Below are 19263 nucleotides of genomic sequence, written 5' to 3'. Positions count from 1 at the left end.
GGCCTGGGTCTGGCCGTGCTCGCCGGTTGCGCCAGCACCGGCAGCGCGCCCGGCATGCCCGGCGACCCGGTGTTGAGCACGACCCCGGCTGCCACACCTGCGGCCAAACCCCTGTACCCGAACGGTCCGCTGTCGCCGATTGACCGCGCTCAGGCCGCATCCGGCGCGGTGGCCCAACTGCAGGCGCCGGCCGATTTGTGGGAACGTATACGCCGTGGCTTTGCCATGCCCAACCTCGAAAACGAACTGGTCAGCGACCGCGAGCAGTGGTACGCCACCCGACCGGACTACATGCAGCGCATGACCGAACGTTCCAGCAAATACCTGTTCCACATCGTTGAAGAGCTGGAGCGGCGCAACATGCCGACCGAGCTGGCCTTGCTGCCATACATCGAAAGCGCTTTCAACCCGCAAGCCGTCTCCAGCGCCAAGGCCGCCGGCATGTGGCAGTTCATGCCGGCCACCGGCAAATATTTCGACCTCAAGCAAAACGCCTTCCGCGACGACCGCCGCGATGTGCTGGCCTCAACCCGCGCCGCGCTGGACTACCTGCAAAAACTCTATGGCATGTTCGGCGACTGGCACCTGGCGCTGGCCGCCTACAACTGGGGCGAAGGCAGCGTGGGCCGCGCCATCGCCAAGAACCAGAAACTGGGCCTGGGCACCAGCTACAACGACTTGCGCATGCCCGATGAAACACGGCTGTACGTGCCCAAGCTGCAGGCAGTCAAAAACATCGTGGCCAACCCGCAGAACTTCCGCGCCGAGTTGCCGCTGATTGAAAACCACCCTTACTTCCAGCAAGTACAGATCACACGCGACATCGACGTGGCGCTGGCCGCCCGGCTGGCCGATGTGGAAATCAGCAACTTCAAGGCGCTCAACCCCTCGGCGCACCGGCCGGTGATCATTGCCGCCGGCACACCGCACATCCTGCTGCCCTGGGACAACGCCAAGATATTCCAGCGCAACTTCGAGGCTTACACCCAGGGCCAATACGCCAGCTGGACGGCCTGGACCGCCCCCACCACCCTCAGCGTCGGCGACGCCGCCCGGCGTGTCGGTATGAGTGAAGCCGACTTGCGCGGCATCAACAGCATCCCGCCGCGCATGCTGATCAAGGCCGGCTCCACCCTGCTGGTGCCACGCACGGCCTCAACAAACAACGACGTGACCAGCCATGTGGCCGACAACGCCCAGATGGCCTTCGCCCCGGAAATTGTCACGCGCCGCAGCACCGTCAAGGCGCGCAAAGGCGAAACCGTGGCCAGCATCGCCCACCGTTACGGCCTGAGCGCCGCCAGCGTGGCCGAATGGAACAAGGTGGGCGCCCACGCCGGATTCAAACTGGGCCACCCGGTGGTGGTGTTTCTGCCGGTCAAAATGGGCGGCGCCAGGAAAACATCTGTTCCCGCGCACGGCGCCATCAAGGCCGTCAAGCGCAACCCGGGCAAAGCCGTGGTCAAGAGCAAAAAACGCTAAGCAGCCAAAGTCACAAGAAAAACAAGGCTCCAGCCCTTAGCCCACAAGCACAAGCAGCTATTAAAACAATAGCGACTGAGAGCCCTGCCTGCCAGCCCCTGAGCCCCTGCGCTGATGTTTCACCCCACAGACAAGCAGGCCGCACCCGTCCCGCTCTGGGGGCCAGGCATTTTTGACAAGTTGTCGGCGCCGCAGTTTGAGGCGCTGTGTGTGAAGCCCTGTTGGCCGAGGCCGGTTTTGAAACCCGCTGTCAGTCCCACGGCGCAGCCGGCGGTGTGACGCTCTGGCGCTACTCGCGCCACGCGCACGACAGACCAGCCGCAGGCATTGCTGGCGCTGGCGGGTGGTGGCGGCGACTGAGGCATCTCGCGCTCCGCGTCTCGCCTGCGGGCCATCCAGGCCCTCGGCTCGCCAGCCGCTACGCTGGTCGATCCCGCTGCGCGGGGCCCTCGCCCTTCGCTTCGCGTCTTACACCCGCAACCAGCCCGTTCCGAACAGGCCAATCACGCCGACGATGATGAGGTAAATCGCCACGATGAAATTGAGCAGCTTGGGCATGAGCAAAATCAGGATGCCGGCGATCAGGGCCGCGACAGGGCCAATGTGGGCAGTCAGAGACATGAATATTCCTTGAAGTGGTCAAAAAGTCCCGGCAGCACACAGGCGCCGTCGGGACCGGGGATAGGCATTCCATTTAACGGCAAGTCGGGCCAGCGTTTGTAGGACGGAGCGAGCAGGCCAGCCCTGCGCACGCAAGACTCAAGCAGCCAGCACCAGGTCCGCCAAAAAAGCCGGCAGCGGCCGCCCCTGCGACAGCAGGTATTGCGCCATCGCACCGGCCACCTGCCGCACGGCTGGCCGATGCGAGAGCCGCTCACGCCAGGCCAGCAGGCGCGGCGTGTCATCCCCCATCACCGCCCCCATACGCTCGCCAAACAGCTGCGCCATGTAAAACGCCATGTCGACAAACGAATACGGGCCGGCCAGGTAATCACGGTCCACAAGCAGCGCATCCATGGCCACGTAATATGCAGCCGAGGCCTCGCGCGCTGCGATGGCCAGCGGGTCTTGCGGCCGGTCCTGCAACCCCATCAGGCGAACGATGGGCGGGAAATACACCTCGTCGGATTGATGCTCCAGCAGGCGTGCGCGGGCTTTGGCAGCCAGGCCGGCCGGCCACAGCGGCGGCGCCGGCTGCAACTCTTCCAGGTACTCAAAAATCTGGGTCGAATCGAACAGTTCGAGATCGCCATGGACCAGCACCGGCACCTGCTGCTTGGGGTTGATGCGCAGCACCTCCGGGTGTTTGGGCTGGTACAGGCGCTGCATCTCGAAAGGCACCATGACCAACTCGACGTCCAGTCCTTTTTCCAGCGCGGCAATTTGCACCTTGGCGCCGAACATGCTCAGCGGGCCGGAATACAGGCGCAGCGATTCACGGGCATTTGTCATCACAACTTCTCGGTCTCACCGGTGCGCGGCTGCCATTTCATCAGGCGTTTTTCCAGCCGCCCCACAATGCCGTCCAGCACCAGGGCAAAGGCAGTGAGCACCACGATGCCGGCAAACACCGTGTTCACATCAAACGTGCCCTCGGCCTGCAAAATCAGATAACCCACACCGCGCGCCGAACCCAGGTACTCGCCGACCACCGCGCCGACAAAGGCCAGGCCGACCGAGGTGTGCAGGCTGGAAAACACCCAACTGGTCGCGCTGGGCAGGTAGACGGTGCGCAACAACTGGCGCTGGTTGGCACCCAACATGCGGGCATTGGCCAGCACCACCGGACTGACTTCCTTGACGCCCTGATAGACATTGAAAAACACGATGAAAAACACCAGCGTCACCGCCAGCGCCACCTTGCTCCAGATGCCCAGGCCGAACCACATCGCAAAAATCGGCGCCAGGATCACACGCGGCATCGAGTTGGCGGCCTTGATGTAAGGGTCCATGATGGCGCTGGCCATGGGCGCCAGCGCCAGCCACAGGCCGCAGGCCAGGCCCAGCACCGTGCCTATGCCAAAGGCCAGCACCGTCTCCAGCAGGGTGGTGCCCAGGTGTAAATAAATGTCCGCATTGCCCGGCAAGCCATCGGCAAACAGCAGGCTGGGGCCAAAGCCGAAAGGCATGAACCAGGACCAGACCCGACCGGCGACCTGGACCGGTTCACCGAGGAAAAAAGCCAGTTGCTGGTCGCGCGAGGCCAGTTGCCACAGGCCCAGGAAAGCCAGCAGCAGGCCGACCTGCCAGTAGCGAAGGTTTTTATCGGAGGGTTTAAACAAGGTCCACATTTTTTCTGTCATTGCGGGCCTGACCCGCAATCCATGTTGGCGCGCAGATAGATCCCGGATCGGGTCTGCCTCTGACTTGATCCGGGGTCCGGGATGACTGCATACTTTTGAGCCGTCTTCATGCTGCTCTCTTCAACTGTTGCGCATAACCTTTGAGCACCTCATCGCGCAACACGTCCCAAATCTGGGTGTGCAGTTCGATGAAACGTGGCTGGGTGCGTACCTCGGCGACGTTGCGCGGACGCGGCAGGTCGATGTCGAACTCGCCCATCGGGCAGGTGGCCGGCCCGGCCGACAAGACCACCACGCGGTCACTCATGGCGATGGCTTCATCCAGGTCATGGGTGATAAAAATGACCGCTTTTTTCTTCGCGGCCCAGAGGTCCAGCACCTCGTTTTCCATCAGTTGCCGGGTCTGGATGTCCAGCGCCGAAAAAGGCTCGTCCATCAGGATGATGTCCGGGTCCAGCGCCAGCACCTGCGCCAGCGCCGTGCGTTTGCGCATGCCGCCGGACAGTTGGTGCGGGTAACGGTCGCCGAAGTCGCTCAGGCCCACCCGGTCCAGCCAGGCCTGCGCCTGCCGCCGGGCTTCGGGGTCGGGCACGCCGCGGTATTGCAGGCCGACCATCACGTTGTCGATGGCGCTGCGCCAGGGCATCAACGCTTCGGTCTGGAACATGTAGCCGGCGCGGGTGTTGATGCCGGCCAGCGGCTCGCCAAAAACCTTGACCGTGCCGGAAGACGGCGCCAGCAGGCCTGCACCGATGTTGAGCAAGGTGGACTTGCCACAGCCGGTCGGGCCGACCACCGAGACAAACTCGCCGGCACGTATACGCAGCGTGGTGTCCCCGACGGCGGTATAACCCGGCCCCGCATCCTCCCGCGCCCGGAAGGTACAGGTGATATTGAGCAGTTCAATCGCGTATTCGGCGGCGTGATCCTGGGAGGTTTGCGGCATAGATAAAGAGTGGCCGCGAACCAGGTCGGGCTTAAGAAAGGGTCAGGAAAGCAAGCGCGCCATTTTCCGACGGGCCGCCCCTGGGAAAATGAGCCCCCTTGGGGGGAAGCGAAGTACGCGAAGCGACGAGCGTGGGGGCAACATTGCTCAGGCTTTGAACTTGTCCTTCGCGCGTCGGGCGAATTCGTTGGTGTAGGTTTTACTCAGGTCGATCTTGTCGGCCTTGATGCTGGCATCGAAACTGGCCAGCGCCTTGAGCGCCGTCCTCGCGCCGTCCTCGGGAATCAGGCCGTCCACGGCAATCGCCTCGCGCACCTTGTTGAAAGACGCGAGGTACAAGCCGCGGTCGCCGAGCAGGTAGTTTTCGGGCACGGTCTTGATGATGTCGCTGGGGCCGGCGGTTTGCAGCCACTTCAGGCCGTGCACGATGGCATTGGTCAAGGCCTGGCAGGTGTTGGGATTTTTCTGGATGAAGTCCATGGGCGCATACAGGCAGGCCGCCGGCATGGGGCCGCCAAACACATCAATCGTGCCCTTGAGTGTGCGTGTGTCGGAGATGATTTTTACATCGCCTTTTTGCTCCAGCATGGTCATCACCGGATCGGTGTTGCTCATCGCGTCGATCTGGCCAGAACGCAAAGCCGCCAGCGCGCCGGCGGCGGTGCCGACACCGATAAAACTCACATCGCTGGGCTTGAGCCCGGCACGCGAGAGCACCAAGTTGGCCATCATGTTGGTGGACGAGCCGGGCGCGGAGACGCCGATTTTTTTGCCCTTCAGATCGGCCACCGACTTGTAGTTGGGCATGTTTTTGGTGGACACACCAAAGGCAATCTGCGGCGCCCTGCCCTGCAGCACAAAGGCCTGGAACATCTGGTTTTTGGACTGCAGGTTGATGGTGTGTTCGTAGGCGCCCGAGACCACGTCGGCCGAGCCGCCCACCGCGGCCTGCAGCGCACGGGCGCCGCCGGCAAAGTCGCTGATCTCGACTTCCAGGCCTTCGGCCTTGAAGTAGCCGAGCTGCTCGGTGATGGTCAGCGGCAGGTAATAAAACGCTGCCTTGCCGCCAACGGCGAGCGCGATTTTTGTCTTCTCAAGCTTGCCCTGGGCGCGCAAGGCCGGGAAGGCCAGGCTGGCCGCACCGAAGGCGGTAGCGCCGGCGAAGCTTCTGCGGGTGAGGGAGAAAGGAGTGTTCATGCGGGTTCTCTCTGTGCAATTTATGGCTTGGAGGAAGCATAAACAGCGACAAAAAAAAACGCATCGGTATCATCCCGTGCGGGTTTGTACGGAACGTTAAGGACTCTCTGCCTAACTCGCGCCGCGCGCTGCGGGGCTTTTGCGGGATGAGCCATGAGGCGCAAAACCCAAGGCAAGGCTGAACGCCTTGCCTGGTTTTGTAACGAAATGGATCGCCCGCAAAACCACGCCCCTTCGGGTTCGGACCAAAACGGGCGCTTTCCTCACCAAACCCCTTGCGTGTGCTTCAGCACACGCTGCACGGTGTTGGCGAGCAAATCATCCCGTTGTGGATCCGAACGCGCATAGCGGGAGTTAGGCAGAGAGCCCTTGGTTACCAGACGTTACCGATAGCCGAGAAACAGAATGCCGATGTTGACCAGCAAGGCCAGGGCCCAGAGCGCGCTGCGGGTTTTGGCCATGTCGGCCACGTACATGATGACGTAGGCAATGCGCAGCACCACAAACACAAACGCAAAAACATCCAGCCTCACCTGGAGCGCCTGCAACTGGTGCGCAATGATCACCGCTGCAAAGAAAAACGGCAGCGCTTCAAAGGTGTTGGCTTGCGCACTGTTGGCACGCGCGCGCCAGTCGGTTTGCTTGGCCAGCCAGGCGCGCGGGTGGTGGTTGTCATAACCCCCCTGACGCGGAGAGACACTGAACATGCCCCACTTGGCCAGGGCCGCACAGCCAATCGGCAACAAGGCGGCGACCAGCAAACACCAGTAGGCCACGGTGAAATGCGCATAGTTCATGAATCAAGTGCCTTTCTGGCTTGTAGTCTTTGAAGGACGGTCGCTGACAGCTATAAAAAGTATAGCGAATATGACTCAGCCGGCAGAGAGCCTTAACGGCGATCCACCAGCGCGTGGGCAATCGTGCCCAGGTCGACGTACTCCAGCTCGCTGCCCACAGGCACGCCACGCGCCAGGCGCGTCACCTGCACGCCGCGGCTTTTCAACGCCTGCGTGATCACATGCGCCGTGGCCTCGCCTTCGGCCGTGAAGTTGGTCGCCAGAATCACTTCCTGCACCTCTCGGGCATCGGCACCCGCCGGCTCACCCTGCGCATCTTTGGGCACCACGCGGTCGAACAATTTTTTCAGGCCAATGTCGTGCGGGCCTATGCCGTCGAGCGGGCTGAGTTTGCCCATCAGCACAAAATACAGGCCGCGGTAGGCCCGCGTGCGCTCCAGCGCAGCCTGGTCGGCCGGGGTTTCGACCACACACAACTTGCTGCGGTCGCGCTCGGGGTTGGCGCAGGTGATACACACGTCCAGCTCGGTCAAGGTATTGCACAAGGCGCAATGTTTGACGCTGTGGACCGCGTGCTCCAGCGCACGCGCAATCTGCAAGGCGCCCTGCGTGTCGTGCTGCAACAAATGAAACGCCATGCGCGCCGCCGACTTGGCGCCCACGCCGGGCAGGCGCTTCAGCGCTTGGGTCAAGCCCTCAAGGGCATTGGAGTCAGCCATGGTGGCTAAGGTGCAAGCGTATGCACGGACACACCCAGCCGGGGCCGCGGAACCGGCTTCGCCGGGCCGCAGGCGCAGCGCCCCCTCGGGGGGCAGAGAGCTACGCGCAGCGAGCGAACGTGGGGGCTCACAGATTTAGAACGGGAACTTCATGCCGCCGGGCAGGCCGGGCATACCTGCCGTGAGTTTGCCCATTTTTTCCTGGCTCAGTTCTTCGGCCTTGCGCACGGCGGCGTTGAAGGCGGCTGCCACCAGGTCTTCCAGCATGTCCTTGTCTTCACCCAGCAGGCTGGGGTCGATCTCGACACGTTTGACGTCGTGTTTGCAAGTCATCGTGACTTTGACCAGGCCGGCGCCGGACTCGGCCGTCACCTCGATGAAAGCCAGTTCGTCCTGCGCTTTTTTCAGGTTGTCCTGCATGCTCTGGGCCTGTTTCATGAGGCCGGCGAGTTGTCCTTTGTTGAACATGTTTTTTCCTTTGAATCTAAATGGCTAAATCAATGCGCCCACAGGGCTTCGATCATATCGGCTTGGCAGCGGCGGGCTTCACCGGCTTGATGCTGCCCGGCACAATTTTGGCACCCCAGTCGCGCATCATGTCTTGCACAAAAGGGTCGTTGAGAATGATGGCTTCGGCCTCGCGTTGCCGCGCCTGCTGCGCAGCCGCGTTGCGCCTAGCCGGTGAATCACCCACCGGGCCGACTTCAACCACCAGCTTGATGGCCGCGTTGTCAGGCACGGCGGCTTGCAGGGCGAGTTGGAGTTTTTCGCGCGAGGCGGTATGGGTCAGCGACTCACGCTCGACGCGCAGGGTCCAGACACCGTCCAGTTGGGAACGCAGCTCGGACTGCAAGGCCAGTTCACGCGTCAGCGCCGCAATCATGTCGTCAGCGACCATCCGGTTGACCAGCGCGGTCCAGTCGTCACCCAGCGGACTGGCTTCAAACGTGGCCACGGCAGGCGCGGGTTCGGACACGCGAACAGGTGCCGGGGCGGGTGCAACCACGGCCCCAGCCAATTCCTCGTCCATGTCCCAGGGCGGCGGCATCGAATCTTCATCCGCTACAAAATCAATAGCTGGTGGCGCTTGATCCTCCTGGGCTGGAGGCCTGTTTTCTTCAAATCTTTCGGGCACCGCAGCCACCAGCTGGACCGGTGCGGGGGCTGGCGCAGACACCGGTGCGGGCGCAGGGATCGGTGCCGGCACAGGGGTCGGTGCGACTGGGCGTACGACCGGGGCCGGTGCCCGGTCAGGCTGTGGCTTTTTTGGGAGCTCGACGGCGCTCCCCGGTGCCGTTGCCGCGCCAGCACCCGCGGGCTTGAAAGCCAGCAGGCGCAGCAGCACCATGGTCAGCGCCGCGTAGTCGTCAGGCGCCAAGCCCAGTTCAGCGCGGCCATGCAGGCACAGGCTGTAGAGCAATTGGGTTTCATCAGCCGGCAGGGTTTGCGCCAGACGCGCCGTGGCGGCCACCTCGGGGTCGGACTCGTCGTCGCCCGCACCTATGCCCGGCACCGCTTGCAGCACGGCCATGCGTTGCAGCACGGTGGCCATTTCTTCGAGGGTGGAGGCGGCGCTCAGCCCATTGAGGCGCAAGACCTCGGAGGTTTCGACCACACTTTTGCCGTCGCCACGCGCCAGCGCATCCAGCAACTGAAACACATAACTGCGGTCCACACTGCCCAACATCTGGCGCACGCTGGCTTCCTGCAACTGGCCGGAGCCAAAAGCAATCGCCTGGTCGGTCAGCGACAGCGCATCCCGCATGGAGCCACGCGCCGCGCGCGCCAGCAAGCGCAATGCCTGTGGCTCGGAGGCCACGGTTTCGGCCTGCAACACCTGGGTCAAATGTTCCAGAATGGTTTCGGGCGCCATGGGCCGCAGATTGAACTGCAGGCAGCGCGACAACACGGTGGCCGGCACTTTCTGCGGGTCGGTCGTGGCCAGCACAAACTTCAGGTACTCGGGCGGCTCTTCCAGCGTCTTGAGCATGGCGTTGAAGGCCGTGTTCGTCAGCATGTGCACCTCGTCGATCATGAAGACCTTGAAGCGCCCCACCACTGGCTTGTAAACCGCCTGCTCCAGCAGTTGCGCGATCTCGTCAACGCCGCGGTTCGAGGCCGCGTCCAGCTCGGTGTAATCGACAAAACGGCCGCTGTCGATGTCGGTGCAGGCCTGGCATACGCCACAAGGCGTGGCTGTGATGCCGCCCTGCCCGTCCGTGCCCAGGCAGTTGAGCGACTTGGCCAGAATGCGCGAAATGGTGGTCTTGCCGACACCTCGCGTCCCGGTGAACATATAGGCATGGTGCAGGCGCTGCGTGCGCAGCGCATTGCCCAGCGCTTGCACCACATGCGACTGCCCGACCATTTCAGAGAAGTTTCTGGGGCGGTATTTGCGGGCGAGCACGAGATAGGACATGAGGGGATTCTAAAGCGCTGCCTTGAGGGTTTTTTGGCCCCCCGGTCTTTAAGCCTGCCGCCCTGCCCTTACAATAGTCAGTGACGGGCCTTCCCGCATGGTAAAGCGGCCAACCGGGTCAGATGGGGAACCAAGCAGCCCTAACTGTGGAGCCAGTGCCGGGGTCAAGGCTCGTCACCTTATTCATATTAAACCGAGTATCCATGCGGGTTTCAAGCCTAGAGCGGCTTCCCGCTGCGGTTTTGTATCACTTGAGTGTGTCACTTCATTAAATCTATGAAGGAAAAAGACATGGCTCAAGTCGAAGGGTTGAACCTCCGAGGCTCCCGCTGGTACATCCGAATCCTGATCCCAAACGATCTGAAGGTGGCCTACGGGACTTCCCGTATTAACCTCGCTTTGGACACCAGCGAACGCCACGAGGCAACCCTTCTGGCAACCATCAAGCGGGCCGAATGGCTGGCCGACTTCGAGACCAAGCGCCGCGAATTAAAACCCACTCAAATTGATTCGGTCCCCCAAGAGTTAGCCGCATTGCTGTCTGAGCGGGTCCGCGCCACCGTATTAGCTGAGGATGACCGTTTACGCTCCGACTTGCCTCTCCTTGCTGAGATGGTTCACATTCGCCGCGAGCTTGATCGCAGGGCCAAGAATCCATTAATCATCCCCCAATGGGAACCTACCGAGACCCGTGAGGATGACCTCTCTGGGCTGACGCCTGAAGAGGCTGCAGAACTGTCCGAACTCAATGCCTATCTAGACGGTAATGCGGCGGTGGCCCTGGCGGGCCGAAACCTTGCCTCCGTGCTGCCTATCGTCCAAGCTGAGGCAAACAAGCTGGGTATATCCCTTGATGCCCGAACTCCTGGCGCGCGGGAGGCGCTTCTCCAGTGTCTCAAGGCGTACCGCACAGCGCACCATGAGAGGACCCAGCGAGACGCCGGGGAAATCATAGATACGCCTGTAGTCCTAACCACGTTGCCCGCCACCGCCAAGCCAAGAACATTACGGGGCGTGTATGAGCGCTGGCAGGTATCAGGCGACTCCACACGGTCCAAAGACTCTATAGCGGCGTATGGACGGGCACTAAAGCAATTTGAAAGCCGGTATCCCGACATGGCACTAGAGGGCGTCACAAGGGAAATGGGCGACAACTACCGCACTTGGTTCAAACAGCACCGCCGTTGTCAAGACAACAACAACCGCGTAAGCGTACCTCGCCCAGTTCTTGCCTTCAGAAATCTTGAAGGGCAAGATGCACACGAAAGCGTAGATGAAAAGCGACCCGAGGAAGTTTCCTGACGACATTGCTCCTGTTTGTCGGTCGATGACAGCGATGACTACAGACAGGGCAATCGTTACCCAGATTGCGAGTACGGCGTAACGGATTGGGGCGCTTTTTTTCATGAGGATGAGTGTAAAAGACAGACTCATCATTTCCTATGCAGGCTTACGAGCTGACCTCTTCAATCGCCGTCGTTGTATTCAGTGCATGCTGCGCAATCTGCGCCGACGCCAGCGCCAGGGTGGCCAGCGGGTAGGTGCCGCTGATGATGCCGCGGTAGGCGATCTCGGCGCCCACGGGGTCCTGGCTCAGGCCTTCGGTGGCGGCGGTGATGCAGGCTTCGATGCTGTCCAGGCCGACGTCGCCAAACAGGTCTTCACCTTCGTAGGTGACACGGTATTCGTACTGGTCTTGTTCCATCGGGTCAATGTGGAAGCGGACGATCATGGTTATCTCTTTTCTTGAAGGCTGCTGCACAAGGGCAGCGGGGAAACGAATCAAACAAATAAAGTGAACAAGCCGCTACCAAATCAGTAGCTGCTTGCGACCGCCCTGATTGGGCTAGAGGCCAAAATGGCTTAAAGCGCCCTGCCCGGCCACACGGCCGCTGGCAAAACAGGCGCTCAACAGGTAGCCGCCTGTGGGCGCTTCCCAGTCCAGCATTTCACCGGCACAAAACACCGGCTGCGCCGTGTCCTTGAGTGTGGTGAGCCGCAGTTGCGCATCCATGGTTTCAAACATCACACCGCCGGCGGTGCTGATGGCTTCGTCGATGGGCCTGGCGGCGATCACACGCACCGGCAAGGCCTTGAGGGCGTGGGCCAGTTGCACCGGGCTGTTCATGGCCTCCTTGCCCAGCAGCTCGTGCAACATGGCGGCCTTGATGCCGTCAATGCTGAGCCGGCTTTTCAGGTGGCTGGACAACGATCGTGAGCCGCGCGGATGGCGCACCTCGACCAGCACCTGTTCGGGCGTTTTGTCGGGCAGCAGGTCCAGGTAAAACGTGGCGCTGCCGTGCGCGGCGATTTCGTCGCGCAGCAGGTTGGACACGGCGTAAACCAGGCTGCCTTCCACACCCGTGGCGGTGGCGACAAACTCGCCTTTGCGGTGGAAGCTCCGGCCTTGCGAGTCGGTGAACTGGATGGCGACCGACTTGAAGGGCTGGCCGGCAAAGCGGCTGGAGAAATGTTCGGTCCAGCCGGCCTGGGGGGCCGGGCTTTGGCCGGTGATTTCTTTCAAGAACTCGCGCCGCGTTTCGCCCTCCGCCGTTTCGCGCGGCAAGGCCGCGACGTCAAAACCGCAGTTGGACGGCCGCAGCGGCGCCATGGCCACGCCACGTTGTGCCAGCAAGGGCACCCAGGCGCCGTCCGAACCCAAGCGCGCCCAGCTGCCACCACCCAGCGCCAGCACCACGGCGTCGGCCTGCGTTTTCACTTCGCCGGCGGGGCCGGCAAAGGTCAGCGCACCGTCCTCGGCCCAGCCCAGCCAGCGGTGGCGCATGGAGAACTTCACACCGGCCAGGCGCAGGCGCTGCAGCCAGGCGCGCAGCAGCGGCGCGGCTTTCATGTCTTTGGGAAACACGCGGCCCGAGCTGCCGATAAAGGTTTCCACGCCCAGGGCTTCGGCCCAGGCGCGCAAGTCGGTGGGGCCAAACGCGGCCAGCAGCGGCTGCAGTTGTGCACTGCGTTCGCCATAACGGCTGAGAAAAGGCTCAGGCGCCTCGGAGTGGGTCAGGTTCAGCCCGCCCTTGCCGGCCAGCAAAAACTTGCGACCCACCGAAGGCATGGCATCAAAGACCTCGACCTGCACGGCGGCGCCAGCGCTGGACAGCACCTCGGCGGCCATCAGGCCGGCGGGGCCGCCGCCTATCACGGCAATGCGGCGCACCCGGCCGGCGGTGGACAAAGAGGTGCGGGAGGCGGAGTCAGTGAGATCGTTCAAGAAAGTTTCCGGAAATGGCGCGGGAGGCGGGGACAAAAATAGGCGGTGAGGGGCACAGCAGTCGCTATTTATTTTATAGCTGCTTGCGCTCGACCACCATGGGCTAGAGGCCTAAAAGGCTTGAGAAATCGATCCATGGCGACAGGCGGCGCTTTAGCGTGAGGGCCAGGGCGAATTATGCAGGCAGGCCGACCCGCCGCCCCTCAGGGCACTTCCAGCACCGCCCCTTGTGGGGTCAAAAACGCCGCCTTGACGGTTTGCCCCGCGTACAGCGCCTGCACCGCCGCGCGGTAAGTTTGCATCTTGCCCACCCGTTCCGGCAGCTCTTGCGGCGCGGCGTTCGATTTGTAGTCCAGCACCCACCAGTGGCCTTCGTGACCGGCGTCCTTGCGCTGCACCAGCCGGTCCAGGCGCCAGGTATCACCTTCGTAAAACAGCTCGACTTCGTTGCCCTGCCAGGCGATGACTTGGGCATCCCAGGCCCAGGCGCCCGCGCCGCTCAGGATGCGCTGCGCCCGCTCTGCCGCGGTCTGGCCCTGGGCCGGGCTCAGGCGGAACTCGCGCATCACCGCGCGCACCCGCGGCTCCGAGCTGCCGCCCCACTCCAGCAGCCGGTGCATGGCCTTGCCCAGGCGGGCACTCAGCGTGTCGTCATCCACTTTGGTTTCCGTCGCTACCTGCACAGGCAACACCGGGGCCACAGGCAGTTCCGGCAAATGATCCAGCGCGTGGGCCAAGTCGCCCGCCAGTTCTTGCGCCGGCGGTACCGGCACCTCGTCCACCAACCCGACCAGGCGCTGCCACCAACTGTGGGTGGTTTCGCGGTGCGGCGTGATGGACGACATCATCAAGGTGCGCCGGGCGCGGGTCAGCGCCACATACAGGGCATTGAGTTCCTCGCGCCGGCGTGCGGTCTGCTCGGCAGCCAGGGCTTCCAGCGCACAGGCCGGCGGCCGGCTTTCGCTGACCAAAAACACAAACTTGTGCGGCGCGACGGCCTCGCCGGGCCAGTCCACCAGCACACCCATGCTGTCGGCGTTGCGCTCCAGCGTGTCGGTGTCCAGCAGCAAGACGGCTTCGGCCTCCAGGCCTTTGGCGCCGTGAATGGTCAACAGGCGCACGGCCTCGCTGCTGACCGTGGCGGGCGCCTGCAGGCCGCCGGCTTTGAGGGCGCGCACAAAAGCATACGGCGTGGCGTAACGCCCGCCGTCAAGCTGCAGCGCCACCGCCAGCAGCGCGCGCAGATTGGCCAGCACGCTGGCGCGTTGCGCGGCCGGCGCGGCGGCGGCAAAACGCGCGAGCACGTCGCCATGGTGGTAAATGGCCTGCAGCGCATCGTGCGGCGGCAGGCGGTCCAGCCAGCCTTTGTACCGCATCAAAACAGGTGCCAGCCCTTGTAGCGCGGGCGCAAGATGCTCTGATTTTTGCAGCACATCAAACCAGGAGCCGCCCAGCGCTGTGCGCTGCAGCGCGATCTGCACCAGCGCGTCGTCGTCCAGGCCGAACAGCGGCGAGCGCAAGGCGCGCGCCAGCGACAAATCGTGCTGCGGCGAGACCAGCACATCCAGCAGCGCCACGATATCCAGCACCTCGCAGCAATCAATCAGCGCGGTTTTTTCGCCGACCAGCGCCGGAATATGCAAAGCCCGCAACTCCTCCTGCAGCGGCAGCAAGCCCGCGCGTTTGCGCGACAGCACCATGATGTCGGACGGTTGCAGACCGCCGGCCACCTGTGCCGAAATCCAGGCCGCGGCCTGGCGCGCTTCCAGCGTGCGCAGGGTTTCTTCGGGAATCTCGCGCGGTGTGCTCAAGCTGTCGCGCCAGGCCTGGCCCGGCGCTTCGCCTTCGACTTCTTTGGCGCGGGGAATCGGTGGCAGGCGGCCCGCCGATCCGGGTTCAGGCGACTCGGTGGTGTGGTCCCGGAAGCCGTCGTAACCGTCGTTATCCCGCGCGGCGCCCATGACCTCGTTGACGGTGGCAATCACCCGCTGCGCATTGCGCCGTGTGTGGTCGCAGCTAAGCAGCTCGCCGTTCAGGCCGTCGGGGTCGGCCACAAAGGCCTGCGCGGCCTTGAACACCTGCGGCTCGGCACGCCGGAAGCGGTAAATACTCTGCTTCGGGTCGCCGACGATAAACACGCTGGGCCGGCTGCCCGCGCCGCCATAAGCGCTGAGCCAGGACCACAGCGCCTGCCACTGCAGCGGGTTGGTGTCCTGGAATTCATCGATCAGCAAATGCCGGATCCGTGCGTCCAGCCGCTCCTGCACCCAGCCCGACAAGACCTCGTCACCCAGCAGCGCCAGCGCAGCACGTTCGATGTCGTTCATGTCGACCCAGCCGCGTTCGTGTTTGAGCGCGGTGAACTCGGCGATCAGCAGACGCGTCAGCCGCGCCAGACGCTGCTGGTACAACCAGGCATCGTGCTGCTGGCGCGCGGCCAACACACGCAACACCAGGTCTTGCGCAATACGGACTTGCTCGATGCCGACGATCTTGTCGCCGAACTTGCGCGGCGTGCCCTTGTCGGTCAGCAACGCGGCAAACGCCGCCTGCAGGTTGCCGGCGGTCAGCGCCTGCTCCAGCTCCACCCCTTTGGCAGAGAACGTCGGCGCGCTGGCGCGGCCCAGGGCCACGGCGGCATCGCGCAGGGTTTGCCGGTGAAAGCGGTTGGTGCTGAGCAATTCTTCAGGTTCGTCCAGCCCGCCGAACTCGGTGAACTGCGCCGTGAAATGCTGGACCGAGGCATCGACCACGCCGGCGGCATCGGCCAGGGCGAACTCGGTGCGTTTGTCCAGCGCGGCCTGCAAGGCCTTGTCGGCCTGGAAACGCCCATAGGCCAGCACCACGGCTTCAAAGTCGGCCTTCAGTTCCGGCTGCGCCACCAGCGCCGCATAAAAGCGCCGCCAGACCAGGGCCTTGGCCGGCGCATCGTCTTCCAGCAGTTCGTAATTGAGCGGCAAGCCTTGCTGCTGCAACAGCGCAATCGGCGCGCTGCGGAGCAAGGCTGCAAACCAGCTGTGAAAGGTGCGTATCTGCACCGCGCGGCCGGTCGTGAGAATGCCTTGGTATAAATTTGATAGCTGCTCGCGCCCGTCAGACGGGGGCTGCGGGCCTTTTTCATACAAAAAACCGCGCATCGCGAGTTCCCGCGCCAGGGTCGCGTCGTCGGCATGGGCGAACTGCTCCAGCCAGTCGTAGAGACGCTCACGCATCTCGCCGGCCGCACGTTTGGTAAAAGTGATCGCCAGGATTTCATGCGGCTGCGCACCGTCCAGCAAGGCCCGCACGATACGCGAGACCAGCATCCAGGTTTTGCCGGCGCCGGCGCAGGCTTCCACCGCCACGCTGCGACGCGGGTCGCAGGCGATGGCGTAAAAAGCCGGGGCGGAAACGGTTTTGCCGTTGTGTTCGTAGGCCGCAACAGACGGCACAGTAGGCACGAGCGTCAAAGGACACTCCTTTCCAGCCAGTCCGAGACGCGGAACCGGCTTTGCCGGGCCGCAGGCGGGGTGGCCCCCTCGGGGGGCAGCGCACTACGCGAAGCGAGAAACGTGGGGGTCATCATGTATTCCAGAAATCCTTGCGGCACAGGCCGCGTGCTGCACAGTAGTCGCAGGCTTTGCCTTCGCCCAGGGCCGGCAGCGGCGTGCCGTCGGCGATACGCGCCATGTCGCTCAGGATGCTTTCCAGCAACTCGTCGCGCAGGGCCACGATGTCGGGCTGCTCGTAGGTGCGTGTGGCTTCTTTTTCGCCAAGGTTCACATACGCCGCCGACAAGGTGTCGTCGCAAAGCAGCCCGGCGTAAAAAGCCAGTTGGGTGTCTTCCTGCGGCTGTTTGAGGCGATCGGCGGTGGTGGCGCGGTTTTCGGTTTTGTAATCGATCACCAGACGGCTGCCATCAGCCAGACGGTCGATGCGGTCCAGGTTGCCGATCAAGGTCAAGGCGCCCAGCGGCACCTCGCGGGACACCTCGGCCGCCTCAAACACCGCACCTTCGGCCTCGTGGCCTGTCAGCCAGTCCAGGTAACCTTCACGCACCCGTGGCCAGCTGGCGGCAAAAGGCAAGAACTCGCTGTCACTCAGACCCAGTGCCTTGGCGGCTTCGTCAGCCGCACTATTGATCATAGCTACCCGCGCTTGCAGATCGGGGGTGGGCGCGGCTTTTAAGGCCTCATGAAAAATCTTGAGCAAGCTGTGCAGCCAGTTGCCGAAATCACGCTTGCCGAGTTCGGTGTCCAGCTCGTCGGCCTCTTGCACCTTCAACTGGCGCAGGGCAAAAAAACGATACGGGCAACGCCGCAAGTCTTCGTACGCGCTGGCCGACAGGCGCTGGATCGGCAGCGCTGCACCGGTCGGCATCGGTCGCTGCGTGGGATGGATGTCCAGTTGCCGCAACACACGTGGATCGGGCGCCAGCGCGGGTGCGTGTTGCAACACAAGCTCCTGCACAAAACCGCTGGGCATCAAACGTTCGCCGTTTTGGCTTTCGCGCCAGAGCACATCCAGATGCGGAAAACGCAAGGCGTGTTGCCAGGCGGCGCGTTGGGCGGCGGCCTCGGCCTCGCGCGAGGGCAGGCCCAGCAGTTCGCGCTGGGCCGGGGTCCACTGGCCGGCGGGTTCGGGCGAGACCGGCAGGTGCAACTCGTCGCAGCCGGGCAGCACCACGGCTTGCAGGGTACGGCCCAGCAACTGGCTCAGCGGCAAGATCACCACCTGCGCCTGGTCCGGATGCACCGGCATGTATTTGGCCGCCTCCAAGGCCTGGTTGACCCAGGTGCTGAACTCGGCCAGGCTCATGCGCCCTTCGGCATCGTCAAACTCGGTTTCCGCGCCCTCGTGCAGGCGCAAGGCGTCCATCACGGCCTGACCGGCCACGTCCAGCACCAGGACCTCCCACTGCCCGGCCTGCTGCAGGGCCGCGCGCAAGTCACGCAGCCAGACCGCCAGCGGCCTTGCGCGCTGCAAGGGCTCGCGCAGTTCCTGCCAGCGAACCACGAGAGCGCTGCTGGCCAGCAGCGAGGCGTAGATGCCGCGCCATTCACGCACACCGGCGCGGCGTAATTCTTTCTCGGCGGCCATGACGGTGCTCGCCTCAAAGGCCGGGGCGTTTTTCAGCCAGTCCAGCACGGCGTCGGTGCTGGCGTTCCAGGTCAAGGCGCGCAACAAGCCCATCAAGGTGGCCGCCGCGCGGGTGGTGGAGAGTTTCCAGCCGGTTTCGTCACGCAGCGCAATGCCGCGCTCCGCCAGCATGGCGCGCACGCGGCGGGTCTGCTCGCGATCCTGCGCAATCAGCGCGACCGGGCTGCGGCCCTGCGCCAGATGCGCCATCACGCAGGCGGCGGCGCGTTGCGCCTCGGCTTCAAAATCAGGTGCGGCATGTAAGGCCGGCAGATGCGGCTCGCCGGGCAGGTTCAGGGCAATCGCCACGGCGCGCTCGCCAAAATGGGTTTTCAGCGCCTCGGTCACCGGCTCGGCCTGGAAGCCTTCCAGCACCACCAGCAGGTCTACCGGCCCACTCGCCTGCTCCGTAAACAGCACGTCCGAGGGGTAGCTGGAATGGGTCACCCAGGTCAGCGCGATCTGGCCCAGCGCGGCTTCCAACTGCAGCAGCGACGAGTCCATGCCGGCGCCCAGAGAAGTACTCATCTGCGCCCCCCAGGCCAGGCGCTGCTCGGGCGGCACAGCCGCAGCCAGCTTGGCCAGCGATGCGGCGGCCTCGACCAGGCGGGCCGCGAAAGCATCCTTGTGCGCGCCCAGACCGGCCCGCGTCAACAATGAGGCGGCTGTCAACACGTCGCGCGCCACGTCCTGGCGCCAGTCGCCGTCGGCCGGCTCGAAGCCTCCCAAGCTGGTGGCCCAGTTCATGGTCGACTCGAAACGCGGCACAAAGTGGGTGCCGCTGGCCGCACTGGCCCAGGCGGTTTTGGCCTCTTGAATCAGTTGTACATAAGGCAACAACACCACGGTGCGCGCCGGATGGACACCACGCTCCTGCAGCAAGGCAGCCAGTTGCTTCATCACTTGTTGCCAGCTGGGCTCGCTGGGGCCTGGCGCTGCGGCCATGCTCTTGACTATCACGCTCATAGGGAGGATTTGGGGTTTGGGGAACGGCGGGGGGACTTGGTTTCTGCCACAATGCCTGCAACTTTAGCTTCTATCCTAGAAATTTCCTGA

At 63.5% G+C, this 19263-nt stretch carries 15 protein-coding genes and 1 other RNA gene; 3 read left to right on the top strand and 13 right to left on the bottom strand.

The annotated features are described in order from the left end of the window. The first annotated feature begins 54 nt into the window (after positions 1-54). Positions 55-1482, top strand: coding sequence for a transglycosylase SLT domain-containing protein (locus tag R6254_RS20785; RefSeq protein WP_318409617.1), 1428 nt, complete (start codon positions 55-57; stop codon positions 1480-1482). A gap of 468 nt (positions 1483-1950) precedes the next feature. Here the strand turns inward: R6254_RS20785 and R6254_RS20780 are convergent, their stop codons facing one another. The 9 genes from R6254_RS20780 to dnaX all read right to left on the bottom strand — a co-directional run bounded on the left by R6254_RS20780 (position 1951) and on the right by dnaX (position 9863). Next, the gene (locus tag R6254_RS20780) at positions 1951-2103 is read right to left on the bottom strand and encodes a DUF3096 domain-containing protein (protein ID WP_318409585.1); all 153 of its coding nucleotides are present in this window, start codon (positions 2101-2103) and stop codon (positions 1951-1953) included. Positions 2104-2241: 138 nt separating this feature from the next. Further along, positions 2242-2934, bottom strand: a complete 693-nt coding sequence (locus tag R6254_RS20775) for a glutathione S-transferase family protein (protein ID WP_318409584.1) — start codon at positions 2932-2934, stop codon at positions 2242-2244. Next, complete coding sequence (locus R6254_RS20770) at positions 2934-3773, bottom strand: ABC transporter permease (protein WP_318409583.1); 840 nt, start codon at positions 3771-3773, stop codon at positions 2934-2936. Before R6254_RS20770 ends, R6254_RS20775 begins: the two co-directional genes overlap by 1 nt. Positions 3774-3891: 118 nt before the next feature. Next, the gene (locus tag R6254_RS20765) at positions 3892-4731 is read right to left on the bottom strand and encodes an ABC transporter ATP-binding protein (RefSeq protein ID WP_318409582.1); all 840 of its coding nucleotides are present in this window, start codon (positions 4729-4731) and stop codon (positions 3892-3894) included. A gap of 147 nt (positions 4732-4878) precedes the next feature. Beyond that, complete coding sequence (locus R6254_RS20760) at positions 4879-5928, bottom strand: ABC transporter substrate-binding protein (protein WP_318409581.1); 1050 nt, start codon at positions 5926-5928, stop codon at positions 4879-4881. 383 nt (positions 5929-6311) lie between these two features. Next, entirely contained in the window at positions 6312-6725 is a 414-nt protein-coding gene (locus tag R6254_RS20755; RefSeq protein WP_318409580.1) for an MAPEG family protein, read from the bottom strand. Between the two features lie 92 nt (positions 6726-6817). Then, on the bottom strand, positions 6818-7444 hold the full coding sequence (gene recR, locus R6254_RS20750) for a recombination mediator RecR (RefSeq protein ID WP_318409579.1): 627 nt from the start codon (positions 7442-7444) through the stop codon (positions 6818-6820). A gap of 135 nt (positions 7445-7579) precedes the next feature. Continuing rightward, positions 7580-7912, bottom strand: coding sequence for a YbaB/EbfC family nucleoid-associated protein (locus R6254_RS20745; RefSeq protein WP_318409578.1), 333 nt, complete (start codon positions 7910-7912; stop codon positions 7580-7582). Between the two features lie 52 nt (positions 7913-7964). Then, on the bottom strand, positions 7965-9863 hold the full coding sequence (gene dnaX / locus R6254_RS20740) for a DNA polymerase III subunit gamma/tau (RefSeq protein ID WP_318409577.1): 1899 nt from the start codon (positions 9861-9863) through the stop codon (positions 7965-7967). Between the two features lie 82 nt (positions 9864-9945). Between dnaX and ffs the strand changes: the two genes are divergently transcribed. Further along, positions 9946-10042, top strand: an RNA gene (gene ffs / locus R6254_RS20735) — signal recognition particle sRNA small type. Between the two features lie 112 nt (positions 10043-10154). Beyond that, positions 10155-11165 carry a DUF6538 domain-containing protein gene (locus R6254_RS20730; protein WP_318409576.1) on the top strand — a complete coding sequence of 337 codons (1011 nt, stop codon included), beginning with the start codon at positions 10155-10157 and terminating at the stop codon, positions 11163-11165. 148 nt (positions 11166-11313) lie between these two features. On the opposite strand, the gene R6254_RS20725 is transcribed toward R6254_RS20730, so the two are convergent. From R6254_RS20725 to R6254_RS20710, 4 genes are all read right to left on the bottom strand, one after another. Then, positions 11314-11595: a hypothetical protein gene (locus R6254_RS20725; RefSeq protein WP_318409575.1), complete on the bottom strand. Its 282-nt coding sequence runs from the start codon at positions 11593-11595 to the stop codon at positions 11314-11316. A gap of 114 nt (positions 11596-11709) precedes the next feature. Next, positions 11710-12993: a TIGR03862 family flavoprotein gene (locus R6254_RS20720; RefSeq protein ID WP_412103204.1), complete on the bottom strand. Its 1284-nt coding sequence runs from the start codon at positions 12991-12993 to the stop codon at positions 11710-11712. 299 nt (positions 12994-13292) lie between these two features. Then, positions 13293-16529, bottom strand: coding sequence for a UvrD-helicase domain-containing protein (locus R6254_RS20715; protein WP_318409615.1), 3237 nt, complete (start codon positions 16527-16529; stop codon positions 13293-13295). 121 nt (positions 16530-16650) lie between these two features. After that, positions 16651-19173: a PD-(D/E)XK nuclease family protein gene (locus R6254_RS20710; RefSeq protein WP_318409574.1), complete on the bottom strand. Its 2523-nt coding sequence runs from the start codon at positions 19171-19173 to the stop codon at positions 16651-16653. Positions 19174-19263 lie beyond the last annotated feature (90 nt).

The organism is Polaromonas potterensis, assembly GCF_033446725.1.
Classification (GTDB): Bacteria; Pseudomonadota; Gammaproteobacteria; order Burkholderiales; family Burkholderiaceae_C; genus Polaromonas.
The sequence above is the reverse complement of the archived record's forward strand: the minus strand, read 5'-3'. Positions and strand labels throughout refer to the sequence as shown.